An 18449-nucleotide genomic window follows, 5' to 3' on the forward strand; every position below is an offset into this window, starting at 1 on the left:
TCCTACTCAATGCTCATTTTGCTGACCTGCCATGCTGACCTTGAATAAAACACCTGATTATTCAGCTCAGGTTCGCTGTCATAGGGATAGACGATGAAGAGCGGACCTTTGTCGCGAACACGCATGTATTCGCCATTAATTTTTAAGGCAAGGATCACATTGTATTTTTGGAAGTCACTGAGAGGGATAACGGTGGTGTAGTCATTAAGTGCAGTAACCTTAACGATAGAACCTTTGGCGCCTACGTAATCCATGAGTTTTTTCAGCGGAATACCCGTAAAGGTTGTGCGCCCATTGTACCAGGGAGAGGCGGTCTGGAAACTGACCATACCCAGCTTTTCAAGGCTGGCGACATCAAAAACGGCTTTGCCCTCTTCATTTGTATTTTCGATATTACCGGACATGGTTAAAAGGACTTTCCCGGTAGGTTTGGGAAGCTCCCCCGCCATAGCCTGCGACGCAATCACTAAGCTGAACAACATGACAATTAACTTCATTTTATCTACCCATCCGTCAAATATAAAAGAATTATAATTTAGTTATTATGCTATTTATACATGCTGTCTGGAGAATAACAATGCATTAAGAAAATTATAATTTAATGCATAAAATCAATGTGTTATGAAATTTTAGTTGTTTAGTGATGATTAATCAAGGTTGATACTGTTATTTTAAGTGCATTAAATCTAACCACGTCTGTACAAACAATAATCTATGTGTTTGGTTAGCGCAAATAAACCCACACAAATATTAATGCTTAGTGTTTGATGCAAGCCCAGTGCCGCGTTGTGGTAAAGAGAGAGGGCTTTGATGCAAGCCTGACGTTTGTCAGTTTGTTGGATAAAATTCCACAATATTGAGAAAAAAATGTCTGGCTGACTTCTGACTCACTCGCAACAAAGCCTTCATCAACGGCAGTTCCGGCTGAACGGCAGGTGCATTCAGTCACCGGTCCCCGCAGGGGGTAGCGGACACGCCCCCTCTCCTGGCACAACGAAGGCTACTCCCAGGCGGAAATCCTGCGACATTTTTCGGGCAGGAAAGCACGACAAGATTGCGCAACCGGGTCTGGTCTTCTGACATATTTCACCTTTATTTGCTCCGGTATAAGGAGGAACAACTGTGGCAAATGCGTTTGTTCTCTAAAGGCTTTAGGGCTCATAATCATCATTCATAGACGAAAAATCTTATGCTAACATCTTATTTATAAATGCGAATCAAAGGTTAAAAGATGAAAAATACAACGCCACATTATACGTCTGTTGATTTATCTCGTTGGGCAAGGAGGGAGCATTTTGAGATATTTCAGACGTTCGCTCAGTCGACATTTAATCAGACTGTTCAATTAGACATTACGGCGTTGCTAAAACATATTAAAAAGGCTGGCTGGAAATTTTATCCGACGATGATTTCCCTCATTTCCAAAATCGTAAATCGGCATCCGGAGTTCCGTATGGCGATGAAGGATAATGAGCTTATCGTATGGGATGAAGTTCATCCAAACTATACCATTTTCCATAATGAAACAGAGACCTTTTCATCATTATGGAGTCACTACGATGGCAATATTCATCACTTCCAGAAAGTATATTCAGAAGATATGGCTCGCTACAGTAATAATACTGCTTATTGGCCTAAGGAGGAGTCACGGGAAAATATATTTTTCATATCCGGTATTCCCTGGGTAACCTTTACCAGCTTCAACGTAAATGTGGCTAATATGAAGAACTTTTTTGCCCCTATGTTCACGCTTGGAAAATACTTCGAACAAGAAGGCAAAGTATTGTTGCCTTTCGCCGTTCAGGTGCATCACTCCGTATGCGACGGTTTCCATGTGGCAAGACTGGTCAATGAGTTACAAGAACTCTGTGACGATTTGCAGCACCACCCAGACAATTCAAGTGATTGATGGTAATGATATTTACGCATTCATCTTTATCCGAGATGGGCAGCAACTTTCAGGCCTGTGTAAAGCGAGGGGACAAATGTTCACAGGGTGTGAAGGCCCGTTAACGCTATGGCAGCAAATATAAGCGCACCACCCTCGCCTGCACCCGAACGGATACTTCGGGTTGCCCTGATAAGGAAAATGATTGCAGGACCGTGACAAATGAAAAATACGATCTAAGATTTTGGGGAAGAAAGCTGATTACATGGAGTTTCTGATGACTATTATTGTGGTGACAGTTCTGTTCTCCCTGCTCATTGTGCTGGGACTAAAATACATCCTGGTGCAGTTAATGAATGCCTGGTGTGATCCTGATGGTCATTAAGCAGTAGTAAACACACTGCCCCGGCGCGAACCCGTAATACCGTCTCATCCGTGGTTCGCGCTGGGAACGCATCCTGACTCACTTCCCCCCTGCTCATCTCCCCTCCCCAGCAAATCTGGCTTGACGCACTGCGCGAACACAATTTTATGGCGTAAATAGACAGCACTTTCCGGCTTGACCTGAAGCTAACTTGAGCTTTTAAGATGCTTATCTGGAACTCAGACAGAAGGACTCGGTTTATGAAACAGGTGGACGTTGGATTTACCCACGTGGCGTTTGTCGTCAGGGATTTGGATAAGAGTATTGATTTCTATCACCGTTATGCCGGAATGGAGGTTGTTCACAGACGCGAGCCTGATGTGCCAGAGGCACGCCAAATGGCATGGCTCAGCGATCGAACGCGTCCATTTGCACTGGTCCTCGTAAAGGCAGATGTCGTGACTGATACTCCTCTTGGGAATTTTGGTCATCTTGGCGTCGCTTGCTCAAGTATCGAAGCGATCGATGAAAAAGTGGCGATGGCGCGAGCAGAGGGTGTGCTGCGAAAAGAGCCGGTTCAGGCTGGTGATCCGGTGGGGTATTTTGTCTTTTTCGCTGACCCTGACGGCAATACGTTAGAACTTTCCTATGGGCAAAGAGTTGGGCTTGAAGCTTCTGGAACGCATACTGAACCCAAAAAGTAACCTGACAGGCCAGTAATTACAGCGCTAACATCCTGGCTCCTGCATCGTTTAAACGCAAGATGACCGCTTATGGCAGAGTGGAGATGGCTATCGATGCACCTCTCTTGCCGGATTAACGAGCAAGGCGCCAGGATGAATGATTGCCTTTAAAATGAAGGATAAACAGGGCGCTCATCAATTTTAGCGCACACGGACAGTTTCTCTTCGCCCGCATATTGAAACCCAAATGAGTCACTGGATATTGAGTGGTAAAGCGTATCGCCATTCGCAAAAGGGATGATTTCGGTATCACCAGCGCGTTTATGCCCGGCCCCCGTTTCGAAGTTTCCTTTCCACCTTTCCTGCGTGTGACCGTAGACGTGAAGAATGATCTCCACCAGACCACGTTGTGGGCAATTAAGGCGTAAAAAGGTAGAGGAGAAATTTAAGGCGTTTGCAAAGCAGGAGAATGACAGAAGGCAAAACAGTAAAGCTCTTAAAAACATAATACCAATATAGGCTCGTTCAAATTTGAATAACAATTTAGCTTAAGTTGCTAATGTTGACATTGCCCTGGATAAATATCACATAATTTTCAACAAGATAGATTATTTAGCGCGAGTGAATGTCTGTTTGTCCCAGGATTTTACTTATATGCCCTGGTTAATTTTTCCTTTGCTCCAGTAAACATGTTCGCATTAGGCTTTTCCAACCCAACCGCTTAAGGGAAAGGCCACACTTACTGTAATGTATTGAAATGCCCCTGCTGAGCTTTTGTTTGTTCAGATGACGGATGCCGAATAGCAACACCGCGGGAGATTTGTCGCCGATGGGAAGATCGGCCGCAGAAGCCTGCCAACCCTTCGGCAGACTTCCTTTGGTGCCGTTCTTTCCTATCGTTTACTCATCGCCAGTTTGGCGGCGAACAGCAAAAACACCACGCCGGTGGTTCTGTCCATCCACTTCACCACGGCCGGCTTTTTCAGCACGCGAGACGCATAGCCCGTGGCGATAATCAGGGTCAATGACCAGAGCGTGCCTATCAACACATGAATGGAAACCAGCAAAAAGGTCCAGGCAAAAGGCGAATGCCCTGCCGGAATAAACTGGGGAAGGAAGGAGACATAGAAAATGCCCATCTTCGGATTGAGCACGTTACCGAGCATTCCGCGCATAAAGCCGTTACCGCTGCCCGTATTCTCCCCGGCGGTGAGCGTAAATTGCTGACGCGGACGAAGCAGCAGCTGAACCCCCAGCCAGCAAAGATAGGCCGCGCCGCACCATTTCAGCAGCGAGTAGGCCACGTCAGAAACAGCCAGTAACGCTCCCAGCCCGAACGCCACCAGCGCGCCCCAGATAAAACAGCCCGTATCAATACCCAGCGCCACGTGCACGGCTTTTTTACTGCCATCTGCCGCGGCGGTTCGCAGGATCAAGGCGGTGTCGAGACCGGGGGTTAGCGTCAAAAGCGTGGCGGCAAGGGTATAGGCCAGAAGGGCATCGGTGACTGACATTGTGCTTCTCCGAAAACGAAGATCCTACTGAAGATTTAACAATGCTGCAACACCCCAAAGTTCGGTAGGGACTGTCAGGCCCTGTGTCATCCTGATATGAGCTGTCAGTCAGTAAGGGGGAATACGCATGAGCGGTTATGAGGTTAGAGTCCATCATCATTTCGGCGCTTTAGCGTTTATAAGACCTTTTATGAGAGAAAAATTTTGTCGCTACCTTTGATGGTCATAATGATTAACAATGAACTATTAAATACAGTGATTATATTACCGGTAATTGTATTTCCTGCTGTTACGCTCTTATAATCTTTTTGAAGGGAATTTGGCGGGCAAGAGAAATCGACCTGGTCATTTTGTTTCTTAGGTAATTATATTCTCTGCAAGGATATGCAATGCGCTATACACCCATTTTAATTGTTCCTTTTTTAACGGCCTGTAGTGTCGGTTTTATTAAATTTGATAATGACCCTCTGGTGCAAGCAACCTATGCGGCTGATGCGACAAAATCTTCAGTTATTGCGGCAGGTGGAAAACCAGACAGTGAGATAAATGTTCCAGAAATCAATGGAAGTTGCATTAACTACACGCTAAAGAAAGGTGAAGAGACGATGCCTTTTTATGTGGCGTTCGATAAGAATGGAAAGCGAAAACATTATGGCTATATCTCCTGCCAACGGGCAAGAGCGAAGGGAGTATTTAGTCAGTAAATTTGCTTAGAATACCATTCCTCTTCTGTTCAAAATACAAGAAGAGGAGTGTCTTAATCACCTTGATATCAGTAGCCTGCAGCCCTGTTGGCGTCTTTGATGCGCTGATTTCTTGAATCTTTTTCGTGTTGATCGTTAGCCTGCATTATCCCACTTGCAGCATCAATCCAATCATTTGCGGTACAACCTGACAATACCATACTCAACATTAATGCAAACGCATACTTCATTTTGGCTCCATCACTCATTATTTTATAATTAGCGCCGGTTTAACACTCAATGTATTTGACGCTAATGCGGATAATTTAACAAATTATCACCTCTCGGGCAAGGTGAGGGTTTCGAACCCGTTCATAAAAAATCTACAATGATTAGCTTAAAACTTAAGGTGCAAGATAGAAAATAGCGCGGTATGTAAAAAAATATTATATTAAAAAAAAGCGGATTATTTCCCTAAACACATCGAACCGATATCGCTGATCTCAATGAGTGCCGTTGCTCCTTGAGTATCAGTGATGTTGGTGGCCTGTTACTGGCACAAAGCGGACTACCCTCCCCTCCGATTAATGAATTCATCTAATAAACCCTAGCTAATTATCCCTCTAATAGAATAAATCACTTTGCGTTATGCTTTTTCTACACAACAGCTGAAGGATAACGTCATGCAAACAGTAAAACTCAATAACGGTACTGAAATGCCCCTGCTGGGCTTTGGTGTGTTTCAGATGACAGATGCCGCCGAGTGCGAAAGAGCCGTTATTGATGCCATCGACGCGGGATATCGCCTGATCGATACTGCCGCGTCTTACCAGAATGAAACCCAGGTTGGGAACGCGCTGAAACAGACCGGCATCGCACGTAACGCACTCTTTATCACAACCAAACTGTGGCTTCAGGATACCCATTACGAAGGCGCTAAAGCACAGTTCGAACGCTCCCTGAATCGACTACAACTTGATTACGTTGACCTGTACCTGATTCACCAGCCTTACGGTGATGTCCATGGAGCCTGGCGAGCCATGGAAGAGTTGCAGCAGGCCGGCAAAATTCGCGCCATTGGTGTCAGCAATTTCCATCCTGACCGACTGGCGACCTTATCGCCTTTAACAAAGTGCCCCCGGCGGTAAACCAGATTGAAGTTAACCCCTTCAACCAGCAGCTGCATGCCGTTCCATGGATGCAAAGCCGTGGCATTCAGCCGGAAGCCTGGGCACCGTTTGCGGAGGGTAAAAATGGCCTGTTCCAGCATCCTGTGTTAACGGCAATTGGCCAGAAGTACGGTAAAAGCGTGGGCCAGGTTGTACTGCGCTGGATCTTCCAGCGGGGCATCGTTTCACTGGCGAAATCGGTGCGCAAAGAACGCATGGCAGAGAACATCAATATTCTCGATTTTGAACTCAGCGCTGAAGATATGCTGCAAGTTGCTGCCCTCGACACCGCAACCAGCGCCTTCTTCTCTCACCGCGACCCGGCGATGGTGGAATGGCTGACTGGCCGCAAACTTGATGTTTAAACGCTTTTTATGTCAGCGGTATCATTTTGATATCGCTGATTTCTAGCTTGGGCTTAAAGCTCTAAACGCCAGTCTTTTACTACTTGGGTTACGGGTGTTGTTCGTGGGCGTTAGGAGGTGTGGGGCTGGGCAGATACTTTTTCACCTGCAAACACACATAGAGCCATTAATCCTGTTTTGTTCTACTTATCTGGGATAACGACTTACATACTAACAACGTAGATCTGAATGTAGGAAAAGCCTTTGTCTACAGATTTGAAGGATATTTTACTGACGAAGAAATGCCACGAGGTTCGTCCATCCGCCAAGAGAAGTAGTTACAGAATTAGATTGAGATTTTGGAGGATGCTTGAATGGTGCCGATAATAGGAACAAATCATGCATGATAACTTATTGTAATTAATCGAAAAATAAAGAATGTCATTGTTAGATACCCCCAGAAGTACCCCCATCAGTTCTTCTCTGAGACAAGGCGGCAAAATTACAGCAAGCCCAACCAGCCTCCCCCACAACTTCAGTCCTAAAAAACCCCACAAATGAATACTTAGGTTAAAAAAATGATATCTAAGTAACAGATGGAGAGAACTGAACCCTTCATACTAAGAAATCACAATGCAGCGAACCCAGTTGTTTATCTGATAGATTTACCATGTTCAACATGAACATACGGCAGTAGTAAGAGCTGTGTTAAAATTTTCATCATAATGAACTCATTGAAAACTCATGAAAGGAACTATGAAAAACGATACTTTGGCTAGGCCTTCATCAATTTATCTTGAACGAAACCTTTCTTATGGTGACAGAACGTTCACTGAAACTGAATTACTCCAAGCTTCAAGGTACATTGTGATTTTAGCTGAACCGGGTGGCGGTAAAACAGAGCTAATGAATAATCTTGCCCGAAGATTAGAGACAGAAACTGTTAATGCCAGCGTTTTTTTTGTTCGCAGGAATTAATGAAAAAAACGCTCCATTATTGATCGACGCGGTAGATGAAGTTGCAACTATCGATCAATCAAGCATTTATAGATTATTGAGCGAAGTCAAGAAAAACACCCCTTCATTAGTAATTATGTCAAGTCGTTCAAGTGAATGGGGGCAATCATCAACTATAGCATTTGAGCAATTTTTAGGGTTCCCCCCTCTAATAGTTAGATTGAACGAATTTGATCGACAACAACAATCTGAAATATTTGAATTTCATACATCTGGCGAAGATTTTAATAGTTTCGAAAGAGAAGTTTGTCGTTTTAACTTAGAGATGCTTTTGCCAAATCCGCAATTTTTAAAAATGTTTGCAGACGCTTATATTGAAAGTAATAGACATTTTATAAATAAACGTTCAATTTTTTCATTAGCAGTTGAACGTTTAGCGAAAGAGGCTAATGCTAAAACTCCCTTGAAGCCATCACATTTAACAGTAGAACAAAAGATCGAACTTGCTTCAGAAGCATTCGCAAAATTACTTCTATCAGCATCGGAAGGTATAACAACATCAGAGGCGAATGAAAGTATAATTTATCCGTTACTAAAAACACTTCTTCCTAAAAATCAAGCATCTAGTGACATCCTTTCAACAAGGTTGTTTAGACTAGGAGAATGTGAATATCAACATCGTCCAGTACATAAGATAGTAGTTGAATACTGCGCCGCTTATCACTTAATTAAAAGAATAAATAATAGTAGTGATCCACTTACTCTGTGGAAATGCCTTCCGATTATTGCACCAAACAATGTAGCTCGCGATGAATTGAGAGGCCTGATCGGATGGATGGCAGCATTAGGAAGCAAGTCAATACAAGAGAAATTGATTGAAATTGATGCTTATGCAGTATTGGCTAACGGTGATCCCTCACAATTAGAACCATCATCAAAAAAACTACTTTTAACAAAACTGAAAGAAATTCAAGAAAAAGATCCTTATTTCCGGAGAGGTGATTTTTGGCGTAGATTCAGCGTAGCTGGTTTTTTTACAAGAGATGTTTCTGAACAAATTAGATCATTAATAGTTGGAAGTAATGACAGTCATTTAAGAGGACTCATTTTTGAATTAATCTCTGGCTCAGAAGTAGTTGAATCGCTTGCTAACGATATTTATGAAATTGCAGGAGACATTGGAGAATCTAATAATATCAGAACTTCCGCAGTTGATTGTTTGTTGCATTTAAAAGGTTATAACCTTTTTCCAACACTTCAGATATTACTTTTTGAAGCTACCAATTTGTCATTAAATATGTCCGCTAAAATAATTGAAAAAATTGGTATTGAGAATTTCTCATTAAAATTCTTGTCAAACTACTTAAAACTATGTACGCATTTATATCCCGCTGAAAGACAACCTTTAGAAAGAGTAGTTGGCACTCGATATTTCATTAAGAAGTTTGTGAGGTCACTACCTACATATCATCTCGAACCGTTACTTAATTCATTAACTTATGAGATTACTTGTACTTGTGGAAAAGAAAGCTACGAGTGTTATTGTCGACTGGGTATTAGTAAAATAGTTGGATTAATTGTTGATCGTTACTTTGAATTTGTAGCACCTCCATACTCACCAGAAAAAGTATGGGCTTGGCTGCATAATCTTAATTTTGTTCATCCTATGCAGCAACAACATAGCAAATCAGTTGAAGTAATTCAGTCAAACAATAAATTAAGACAAGGAATTATTTCTTTTGTATTTGGCCCATTGAAAGATCGAGATGAAATATTTGACCTTAAGATACATACATTTCAAAATTCATTAAATGCTCACTCTGGCCTTCAAATGCGTAACGAAGATTATAAATTTATTATCACCTATGCTTTTGAAATCGATAACCATGAGCTTTGGGCTGGTTTCTTCAGTCCTCACAGACGATTTGGTGTTAATAATCTTCGTGGAAAAGATGAATTGCGTCATTTAATGCGCCAGCACGCATGTTCCAAACCTGAGTTTATGAAAGTATGGATGCGGTTAAATAAAGTTTTTAAAGATATGGAAAAGAATGATTCTGGTTTACATCGTAAACTTGATCGCAAGAGGAAAAGATATGAAAAAAAACGACAAGAAAAAAGATTTACTAATATAGCTTATATTAATGAAAATAGAAATCTGATCGAAAGTGGGAAGCACTGGAATTGTCTTCTCCATTTTGCGCATCTTACTCTCTCTAAACCAGACCAGATAGCAATAGAAGTTGGCGACAATTCATTAGTTAGAAATGCCTTAAAAAATTGTATCGGATTTATTTCCGCTCACGTGCCAAACCTCCGAGAACTCGCTAAATTACAGTGTGAATCCAAATATTCACATTATGAAATGGTATTGTATGCAGCCTGTTTAGAAATCTTCCGAGCGGAAAAAAGCCTGGAGCGTGTACCTTCATCAATGCTAGCTTCTTTACGCACTGGAATTAATATGGGGTTTAGTGCATTAACCTCCGATGAATCCGAGTTATTGAAAGCTGAGATAGATAGAATCCTCTTCGATAATGATAAAAATTTTGCTGAGGAGTTCTTAAGAGAATATGTTGAACCCCAGCTTCAACAACCATGCGCACACCCAGAAGTATGGCTACTTGAAAATGAAACAGTTTTTAACCATCTGCGTTCAAAACTAGCTCTTGAATGGCTTGAAAAATATCCAGATATAGATAGTGACACCCTGTATACACTTTTCGAGATTGCTGTTAAAAACAGTAACAGAGACTCTTTAAAAAAATTAATTTCTCACAAGTGTTTATTATTAGAAGACGTCGAATCTTTAAAAAACTCCCCTGTTAGTTTACAAAAAACATTTTGGTATCTTCGGGATTTTTATTTTAATGATGAAGTAAATCAAACTAGGTGGCGCTATTTGTCGCTCGACAGGGAAAACATCCTTTTATTTCAAGGTGTTTCTGATAGAATTTCCTATGACAATCAGTCTACTTGGCCAGAGCTTTCAGCAATTAAAATTGAATATATTCTTAAAGCTTTTTACAATCTTTGGCCTCAAACCAATCCTTCGTCTGATTTGATCAACGACAGTTCAAATGAAGAGAAAGCATATAGATTCATGAGTGATTTAGTTTGGAAAATTAATTCAGATGACTCATTAGATGCATTAACCGTAACTAAAAGATTATTATCCGATCCAAAATTTACATTATTGAAAAATGCACTGCAAAGCATTCATACACAGCAAGTTCGAAAACAAGCTCTTCATGATTTCGTCCCTCCTACTCCAAATGAAATTGTAAAGTATTTAGATAATGGAGAAATTGTTACGGTCGAATCTTTACGTCAACTTATAATTCAAGAACTAAATGATTTTCAAGGCGCATTATATGGTGGCGAGTTTAATTCTACCGATAGATTCTATCAGAATGGACAGCATCTCAGTGAGAATGATTCAACAGCAATTATTGCCGAACGTTTAAACTTACGTTTAGAACCCCAAGGAATTTCAATTACTCCAGAGCATCAGCTAAAAAACCATAATAGAAGTGATTTTACAGCCACAAAAATATTAAATGGCAAACGTTGCTTATTAGTTACAGAGGTTAAAGGGCAGTGGCATCGAGAATTATACAATGCTGCATCCGCACAACTGTATGAACGTTACTCCATTCATCCTGATGCTGAGCAACAAGGAATTTTTCTTGTACTTTGGTTTGGAAAAGAAGTTGCGGTTGCAGGAAAAAAAACGCATCAGTTTCAATCAGCTGAAGAGCTGAAAACCAAAATTGAAGGATTTTTACCCCACGAATTAAAAAATTTAATAGATGTTTTTGTACTTGACGTCAGCAGAACTTAATTCAATAAAGGGTGTTCTAAATCTACATTGATAGGCGTAATTGTTTATCTGAAGCAACTGTAACTTAGAGCGCGTTCTGCCAAAAATCCCCACTGGCGCTGCCGGTGGGTGGCAACTTTTGACAACTCAATCTGAACTCCAGCGTCCGGGCAAACCAGAACAGCGATCTGAAAGAGGCTCGAGGATGGTTGCAAAGGGGGAGGTGCTTAACACCTCCCCTTCAAGAGTTCGTGTACCTGAAGTTTTCTAAAGCGGTAGCGGTTGACACTTTCCCCCTAGTTTTCCCTAGTAAGGCATAACAAACCATAACAGGCTAACACCTGCCCTGCTTCGCATCAGGATTAACAAAAGTTAACAGCCAAGGCTCAACAAATCTCAACGCCAGCCCTATACGCGTTGGCTGTAGCTGCTGTTCGTAGGCGTCAGGATCCGTTAGGTTGGGTTGACACTTTTCCCAGTTTCTCGCGAAAAAGTGTCAAGTTTGAGGGGCTGGGGGGTTTACAGTTTTTCGCCGTCCAGCAGGCAGAGCGCCCTTAATCTTGTTTTGCTCCAGTCATCCGGCGTATCGGGGTGCATTGTGGCAACGTAGGCCAGCTCAGAACGAAGAAACCGTAAAGCGCCCGCGGCACGGTCTTTGCCATAGAAGCTGTGGGTTTCTTCATCCGGCCGGAAGAGAATCAGCAATTGTTCATCGGGCTCGTGCTTAACATCAAAACCCAGCTCAGCGGCTGCTGCCTCTATCCGCTGGCCAGCATCAATATAAGCCGGCAGCCCTTTCCCGCCGTCATGCTTCCATACCCATGCGGCAGCCTGTGCCCACGTCATTTCAGTTTGGTGTTCGCCAGCACCAGCAGAATTTTGTTTAGCCTGCGATGCTTCGACATCCACTTTATCGCCTGAAATAACAATTTCACCGCGGGCGATCCAGCCGTAAACAGTTTGCCGGCTGACGCCCATATGCCTGGCGTAGGCTGATTTACTTAATAGCATCGTGATGTTTCCCTCCGGGCAGAAAAAAGCCGCCCTCAGGCGGCCTGCTTCTCTTGTGAATTTGTCTGCCGCTGACTGCCTTTGAGCATCGCGCTGACATGTTCGCTTAACTGATCAAGACCGGTCATAAATGGCTGTACTTCTGTTGGATCGTCGCGAGCAACAAATACCCCATAAGTCCCCCCAAACAAACGTAGATTTCAGGGAAATATTTAAAGGGCCGGTAAAGCGGAGATCATAAGGGCGTTCAGCGAACTTGAGTAGACTTTGAGAGATGCTTGAGTGGTGCCGATAATAGGAGTCGAACCTACGACCTTCGCATTACGAATGCGCTGCTCTACCAACTGAGCTATATCGGCCCTGAGAGGCCGGTTACGAGTGTAACCACGGGGCAAGAGGTTAAAACTAACGGGGTGATGCGTCAATAGCCTTGCGAATCAAAAGCCTAATTTTGCATCACCCGCGTTTATTTACGCACGAATCGTATCATCGCCGAAGCCGATCCACTTGTAGGTAGTCAGCGCTTCCAGCCCCATCGGGCCACGGGCGTGCAGTTTTTGCGTGCTCACCGCCACCTCTGCGCCCAGTCCAAACTGGCCGCCGTCGGTGAAGCGCGTTGAGGCATTCACGTAGACCGCAGAAGAATCCACTTCATTGATGAACCGATCGGCGTTGCACAGGGTGCGGGTCAGAATCGCGTCAGAGTGCTGCGTGCCGTGGGTGCGAATGTGGGCGATAGCATCGTCCAAATCGGCGACCACTTTCACATTCAGATCCAGCGACAGATATTCGTCGTCATACTGCTGTGCTTTGACCACTTCTACTTTCGCTGGGCCATCTTTCAACAACGCCAGCGCATTCTCATCTGCATGCAGCGTCACGCCGCTCTCGGCCATCTGCTTGCTCAGCGCAGGTAAGAACGTCTGCGCGATACCCTGATGCACCAGCAGCGTTTCAACGGTATTGCAGGTACTCGGGCGCTGGGTTTTGGCGTTGACGATAATCTTCAGGGCAGGCGCGATCTCTGCGCTGTCATCCACCACGATATGACACACGCCAATCCCGCCGGTGATCACCGGAATGGTCGACTGTTCGCGGCACAGCTTGTGCAGGCCCGCGCCACCGCGTGGGATCAGCATGTCGATGTATTTATCCATGCGCAGCATTTCATTCACCAGCGCACGATCCGGGCTTTCGATAGCCTGTACCGCACCGGCTGGCAGGCCGCACTCTTCCAGCGCCTGCTGGATGACGTTAACGGTGGCCGCGTTGGTTCGCCACGTCTCTTTACCCCCACGCAGAATGGCGGCGTTACCGGTTTTCAGGCACAGGGAGGCGACGTCGACGGTCACGTTCGGGCGCGCTTCATAAATCACGCCGATCACACCGAGTGGGACGCGGCGACGCTCGATGCGCAGGCCGCTGTCGAGCAGCCCGCCGTCAATCACCTGCCCCACCGGATCGGCGAGGTTGCAAACCTGGCGCACGTCATCCGCGATGCTTTTAAGACGTGCGGGCGTCAGAGCCAGGCGGTCGAGCATCGCCTCGCTCAGGCCATTGTTACGCGCGTCGGCCAAATCCTGTTCGTTGGCGAGCAGGATCTGCTGAGACTGTGCTTCCAGATAATCAGCGATTTTTTCCAGAACGCGGTTTTTCTCGCGGCTAGAAAGGAGCGCCAGTTTGTAAGAGGCGGCTTTGGCAGCGGCGCCCATTTGTTCCAGCATGATTGGCTCCTTAGCGAATGATCATATCGTCACGATGCACTGCAACCGGGCCGTATTCATAGCCCAGGATGGCGTCGATTTGCTGTGAGTGATGCCCGGCAATGCGGCGCAGCGCGTCGCTGTTGTAGCGGCTGACGCCGTGAGCAATATCGCGACCTTCAAGATTACAGATACGAATCACTTCACCACGGGAGAAGTTACCTGTCACGCTTTTAATTCCTTTTGGAAGCAATGAGCTGCCTCTTTCCAGAATCGCGGCGGTAGCCCCTTCATCGACGGTGATTTCACCGGCTGGCGGTGCGCCAAAAATCCAGCGTTTGCGGTTTTCCAGCGGAGAAGCCTGCGCGTGGAAACGGGTGCCGACGGAGATTCCTTCCATCACGTCGCCAATCACGCCCGGACGGCTGCCCGCTGCGATGATGGTATCGATACCCGCGCGACAGGCCACGTCGGCGGCCTGCAGCTTGGTGCCCATTCCGCCGGTGCCCAGTCCGGAAACGCTGTCTCCGGCAATGGCGCGCAGTGCGTCATCAATACCGTAAACGTCCTTAATAAGCTGCGCCTGCGGGTTATTGCGCGGGTCGGCGGTAAACAGCCCCTGCTGATCCGTGAGCAACAGCAGCTTGTCTGCCCCGGCCAGAATCGCCGCCAGCGCAGAGAGATTATCGTTATCGCCGACTTTGATTTCAGCGGTTGCCACCGCGTCGTTCTCGTTAATCACCGGAACGATGTTGTTATCCAGCAGCGCACGCAGCGTGTCTCGCGCGTTCAGGAAGCGTTCACGATCTTCCATGTCCGCGCGGGTCAGCAGCATCTGCCCGACGTGAATACCATAGATAGAGAACAGCTGTTCCCACAGTTGAATCAGTCGGCTTTGCCCAACCGCGGCCAGCAGCTGCTTAGAGGCGATGGTGGCGGGGAGTTCGGGGTAGCCCAGATGTTCACGCCCGGCGGCAATCGCGCCTGACGTGACAATCACAATACGATGACCTGCGGCATGAAGCTGTGCGCACTGGCGGACAAGTTCAACAATGTGGGCGCGATTAAGGCGGCGCGATCCGCCTGTTAAAACACTGGTACCGAGTTTTACCACCAGCGTCTGGCTGTCACTCATGATTCTCTGCCATTCAACAATAAGGGAAAATGATGTCAATCAGACGTTTTAACAGGACTCAGCGCCGTTGCCAACTGCTGGCGCACAAAGCTCGCGACTTTGTTGCGCGGGATCAGGAAGCGTAGCGGCAGATTTTGACAGTTTTATGACTGAAAAATTAAAACTGACTTTTTTAAACATATTCTTACTTTGTCATAAAACGTTCACCCGCAGACGATAAAACCCTTCCTGTTTTTCACGGGGTAATAAGCTGAATCTTATTGCTCAGCGAATATTAGCGCGTTTTATAAAACATCAGGATTGAAAATGAAAAAGAGCACTCTGGCATTAGTGGTAATGGGCGTTGTGGCTTCCGCATCTGTACACGCAGCTGAAGTTTATAATAAGAACGGAAATAAACTGGACGTGTACGGCAAAGTAAAAGCAATGCACTACCTGAGTGATGATGATACCAAAGACGGCGACCAGACGTATGTCCGTTTCGGCTTTAAAGGCGAAACACAAATTAACGATCAGCTGACCGGCTACGGTCGCTGGGAAGCAGAATTCTCCGGCAACAAAGCTGAGAGTGATTCCACGCAGAAAACCCGTCTGGCCTTTGCCGGTCTGAAGCTGAAAGATATCGGCTCCTTCGACTACGGTCGTAACCTTGGCGCGCTGTATGACGTGGAAGCCTGGACCGATATGTTCCCGGAATTCGGCGGCGACTCGTCGGCACAGACCGATAACTTCATGACCAAACGTGCCACCGGCCTCGCCACCTACCGCAACACCGACTTCTTCGGCGTGATTGATGGCCTGGACATGACCCTGCAGTATCAGGGCAAAAACGAAGGCCGCGATGCGAAAAAACAGAACGGCGACGGCTTCGGCACCTCGTTAACCTATGATTTCGGTGGCAGCGATTTCGCCGTCAGCGGGGCGTACACCAACTCTGACCGTACCAACGCGCAGAACCTGCTGGCACGCGGTGAAGGCGAAAAAGCCGAAGCCTGGGCAACCGGTCTGAAATATGACGCCAATGATATTTACCTGGCAGCGATGTATTCTGAAACGCGTAATATGACACCAATTTCCGGTGGTTTCGCAAATAAAGCGCAGAACTTCGAAGTCGTCGCGCAATATCAGTTCGATTTCGGTCTTCGTCCGTCCCTGGGCTATGTCCAGTCGAAAGGCAAGGATATTGAAGGCATCGGCGATGAAGATCTGGTGAAATATATCGACGTCGGCGCGACCTATTATTTCAACAAAAACATGTCTGCGTTTGTTGATTATAAAATTAACCAGATTGATGACGATAATAAACTGGGCGTGAGCAGCGATGATATCGTCGCTCTGGGTATGACCTACCAGTTCTGATATCGATGAATGAAAAAAAACCCGGCGCGAGAGCAGCCGGGTTTTTATTGTCTGTCGCTTTTTTGCGGGAAAGGCGTTAAGCGGAGAGTTTGACCTGCTGGTTAGTAAAATTATCAGCCGGTTCGAGCTTTAAATCTAAGGTCGCCAGCAGATCGCGCGCTCGGTCGTGGAATCCACGCAGCGTTAGCTCCAGGCGGTCGATCACTTCCTGGTCCTTGATAGTTGTCGCTTCCCAGTGGCCATCTTTGTTAAACAGGCCAAAGTGATAGCTATACGTAAAACGCTTCTCTTCCGCGTTCATTTCCATCCACCAGCCCCAGAACTCCCGTTTTTCGGGTGCAGGCTTCACGTTGACGCAAACAGCCAGGCAGTCGAAAAAAAAGCGATTCTCTTCACACTGCTCTTCTCGAATATACGGGCCAAGAGCCATGAACTTCTTAATCAGTCTACTTTTCGGGTGTCCACTCGGTAACGTCATTGCGATCTCCTTTTGTGAAGCCACTGTTTTACCAAACCGTCAAAATTTAGCAATCTCTTAACACAATCTCTTGGTGATCCAGCGTGTAATCTCGTTCAATGCTTTGTCAAAATTCTGATACACCGGACTGAAGGGTATCTCGAGCAGCTTGCCATCGGAAGATGACGAGGTGATTAAACGCGACTCTTCTTCCGGGCTGAAAGGATCGTTTTTCCAGAAACCTGACAGCATTGGCGTCGGACAGCGGCGTCCGAGCAGGCCCTGGGTCTTTAATGAATAACGGTTCAGTTCCACACGCAGCGCTTCGTCTGATGCATCATGCATGCCAAGGCGGCTCGCCAGCACGTCTAAATACATCTCCGGCACGCTCCCCTGACGGGTGGGATCGCTGAGCAGCGCATGAACCACCGGCCCAAGACAGGCCACCGCTTTCAGGCGCGACGATTCCAGATAGGCCAGGCGTACCGCGACGTTGGCGCCAAACCGGAAGCCAAATGCCGCCACGCGGGTGTGGTCCACCCAGGGAATATTTTCGAGCGATTTTAACGCATGCTGGTGCAATAAGCTGGAGTCCTGCGTCAGCTTCCACTTCGAGGAAAACCCGATCGACGGCATATCGAGCGTCAGCATCGCGATCCCTTTTGGTGCAAAGTAGCGCTCAAACAGGCTGAAATAATCAATCTGCAGGGAGTCCAGCCCGCCGCACATCATTACCGTCGGGAACGGGCCGTCGCCAGGCGGCATGTGTAAAAAGCCGGTGACCGGCGCACCGCCAGGAATGGTGAACTCCAGTTCACGCACGTTGCACGGCAAACGCTGGGCCGCTTCTTCATACGCACGGTTTGCCAGCGCCTGCGCCTGTTCCGCCAGATCGTCGCCCTTCAGATGCGGATAGGCCGCGATACTGTAAAGATTGGCGGCGTGGAGCCAGTGCTTTCCGCTGAGGGTCTGGTCCTGCTCCTGGTTGGCCTTCTGCTGCCAGAGCATCGCCTGCGTCGCCCATTCGTAAATCCAGTTACCACCGCGATAGCCGACGACCGTATCGTAGAGATCGCTGTCGGTGCGGTCGGCCTCGCTCATGACGATGCGCGCCTGGACGTCGAGAATTTCACGGGCATCAATGCCGCGCCAGATCCACATCAGACGGTTAATCATGCGATACCAGTGCGGCACGTTTTTGCCGTCCAGAGCGGACTGCACAGCAGGCTGAGTGCCAGGGTTGAAGCGACGAACAAGAGTCGACGTTTCTGGGTGTTTGAAACGAGGTTTGAACAGGGTTTCGCTAAGATTCGCCTGGGTCATTGCGCGCTGCCTCCATGATTACGTCACATAGAGGCA

15 protein-coding genes, 1 tRNA gene and 1 pseudogene are annotated in these 18449 nt (G+C 46.4%); 7 read left to right on the forward strand and 10 right to left on the reverse strand.

Going from position 1 to position 18449, the window contains the following annotated elements; translation table 11 throughout:
- Window positions 1-2: 2 nt before the first annotated feature.
- The gene (locus ETG88_RS12495) at window positions 3-497 is read right to left on the reverse strand and encodes a putative pterin-binding protein (RefSeq protein ID WP_100777496.1); all 495 of its coding nucleotides are present in this window, start codon (window positions 495-497) and stop codon (window positions 3-5) included.
- Window positions 498-1231: 734 nt separating this feature from the next.
- Here ETG88_RS12495 and catA point away from each other — a divergent pair.
- Both catA and ETG88_RS12505 read left to right on the forward strand, forming a co-directional pair.
- Window positions 1232-1909, forward strand: a complete 678-nt coding sequence (gene catA / locus ETG88_RS12500; protein WP_129035505.1) for a type A chloramphenicol O-acetyltransferase — start codon at window positions 1232-1234, stop codon at window positions 1907-1909.
- 603 nt (window positions 1910-2512) lie between these two features.
- Window positions 2513-2956, forward strand: coding sequence for a VOC family protein (locus ETG88_RS12505; RefSeq protein WP_129035506.1), 444 nt, complete (start codon window positions 2513-2515; stop codon window positions 2954-2956).
- A gap of 146 nt (window positions 2957-3102) precedes the next feature.
- On the opposite strand, the gene ETG88_RS12510 is transcribed toward ETG88_RS12505, so the two are convergent.
- Both ETG88_RS12510 and ETG88_RS12515 read right to left on the reverse strand, forming a co-directional pair.
- A complete protein-coding gene (locus tag ETG88_RS12510; RefSeq protein WP_252152566.1) occupies window positions 3103-3333 on the reverse strand; it encodes a hypothetical protein in 231 nt (76 codons plus the stop codon).
- 495 nt (window positions 3334-3828) lie between these two features.
- The gene (locus ETG88_RS12515; protein WP_100777501.1) at window positions 3829-4449 is read right to left on the reverse strand and encodes a LysE family translocator; all 621 of its coding nucleotides are present in this window, start codon (window positions 4447-4449) and stop codon (window positions 3829-3831) included.
- Window positions 4450-4838: 389 nt separating this feature from the next.
- Between ETG88_RS12515 and ETG88_RS12520 the strand changes: the two genes are divergently transcribed.
- Window positions 4839-5153, forward strand: coding sequence for a hypothetical protein (locus tag ETG88_RS12520; protein ID WP_129035507.1), 315 nt, complete (start codon window positions 4839-4841; stop codon window positions 5151-5153).
- 68 nt (window positions 5154-5221) lie between these two features.
- Here the strand turns inward: ETG88_RS12520 and ETG88_RS22300 are convergent, their stop codons facing one another.
- Window positions 5222-5383: a hypothetical protein gene (locus ETG88_RS22300; RefSeq protein WP_164971797.1), complete on the reverse strand. Its 162-nt coding sequence runs from the start codon at window positions 5381-5383 to the stop codon at window positions 5222-5224.
- Between the two features lie 432 nt (window positions 5384-5815).
- Here ETG88_RS22300 and ETG88_RS12525 point away from each other — a divergent pair.
- The 3 genes and pseudogenes from ETG88_RS12525 to eruA all read left to right on the forward strand — a co-directional run bounded on the left by ETG88_RS12525 (window position 5816) and on the right by eruA (window position 11446).
- Window positions 5816-6666, forward strand: a pseudogene (locus ETG88_RS12525) (aldo/keto reductase).
- 735 nt (window positions 6667-7401) lie between these two features.
- Window positions 7402-7623, forward strand: coding sequence for an ATP-binding protein (locus tag ETG88_RS22455; RefSeq protein WP_252152567.1), 222 nt, complete (start codon window positions 7402-7404; stop codon window positions 7621-7623).
- The gene (gene eruA / locus ETG88_RS12530) at window positions 7592-11446 is read left to right on the forward strand and encodes an NACHT domain-containing antiphage protein EruA (protein ID WP_252152568.1); all 3855 of its coding nucleotides are present in this window, start codon (window positions 7592-7594) and stop codon (window positions 11444-11446) included. The genes ETG88_RS22455 and eruA overlap by 32 nt, the downstream gene beginning before the upstream one ends.
- A gap of 498 nt (window positions 11447-11944) precedes the next feature.
- On the opposite strand, the gene ETG88_RS12535 is transcribed toward eruA, so the two are convergent.
- The 4 genes from ETG88_RS12535 to proB all read right to left on the reverse strand — a co-directional run bounded on the left by ETG88_RS12535 (window position 11945) and on the right by proB (window position 15274).
- Complete coding sequence (locus tag ETG88_RS12535) at window positions 11945-12436, reverse strand: DNA-binding protein (protein ID WP_233446109.1); 492 nt, start codon at window positions 12434-12436, stop codon at window positions 11945-11947.
- A gap of 283 nt (window positions 12437-12719) precedes the next feature.
- A tRNA-Thr gene (locus tag ETG88_RS12540) sits at window positions 12720-12795 on the reverse strand.
- A 111-nt stretch (window positions 12796-12906) separates the two neighbouring features.
- Window positions 12907-14160, reverse strand: coding sequence for a glutamate-5-semialdehyde dehydrogenase (proA, locus tag ETG88_RS12545; RefSeq protein ID WP_129035508.1), 1254 nt, complete (start codon window positions 14158-14160; stop codon window positions 12907-12909).
- Between the two features lie 10 nt (window positions 14161-14170).
- On the reverse strand, window positions 14171-15274 hold the full coding sequence (gene proB / locus ETG88_RS12550; protein ID WP_100777506.1) for a glutamate 5-kinase: 1104 nt from the start codon (window positions 15272-15274) through the stop codon (window positions 14171-14173).
- A gap of 306 nt (window positions 15275-15580) precedes the next feature.
- On the opposite strand from proB, the gene phoE reads away from it, so the two are divergent.
- Window positions 15581-16633 carry a phosphoporin PhoE gene (phoE, locus tag ETG88_RS12555; protein WP_100777507.1) on the forward strand — a complete coding sequence of 351 codons (1053 nt, stop codon included), beginning with the start codon at window positions 15581-15583 and terminating at the stop codon, window positions 16631-16633.
- A gap of 76 nt (window positions 16634-16709) precedes the next feature.
- Here phoE and crl read toward each other — a convergent pair whose 3' ends face one another.
- The gene (gene crl / locus ETG88_RS12560) at window positions 16710-17111 is read right to left on the reverse strand and encodes a sigma factor-binding protein Crl (RefSeq protein ID WP_100777508.1); all 402 of its coding nucleotides are present in this window, start codon (window positions 17109-17111) and stop codon (window positions 16710-16712) included.
- A 57-nt stretch (window positions 17112-17168) separates the two neighbouring features.
- Window positions 17169-18413, reverse strand: coding sequence for an esterase FrsA (gene frsA, locus ETG88_RS12565; RefSeq protein ID WP_123430010.1), 1245 nt, complete (start codon window positions 18411-18413; stop codon window positions 17169-17171).
- Window positions 18414-18449 lie beyond the last annotated feature (36 nt).

The organism is Lelliottia nimipressuralis (assembly GCF_004115925.1).
Taxonomy (GTDB): domain Bacteria; phylum Pseudomonadota; class Gammaproteobacteria; order Enterobacterales; family Enterobacteriaceae; genus Enterobacter; species Enterobacter nimipressuralis.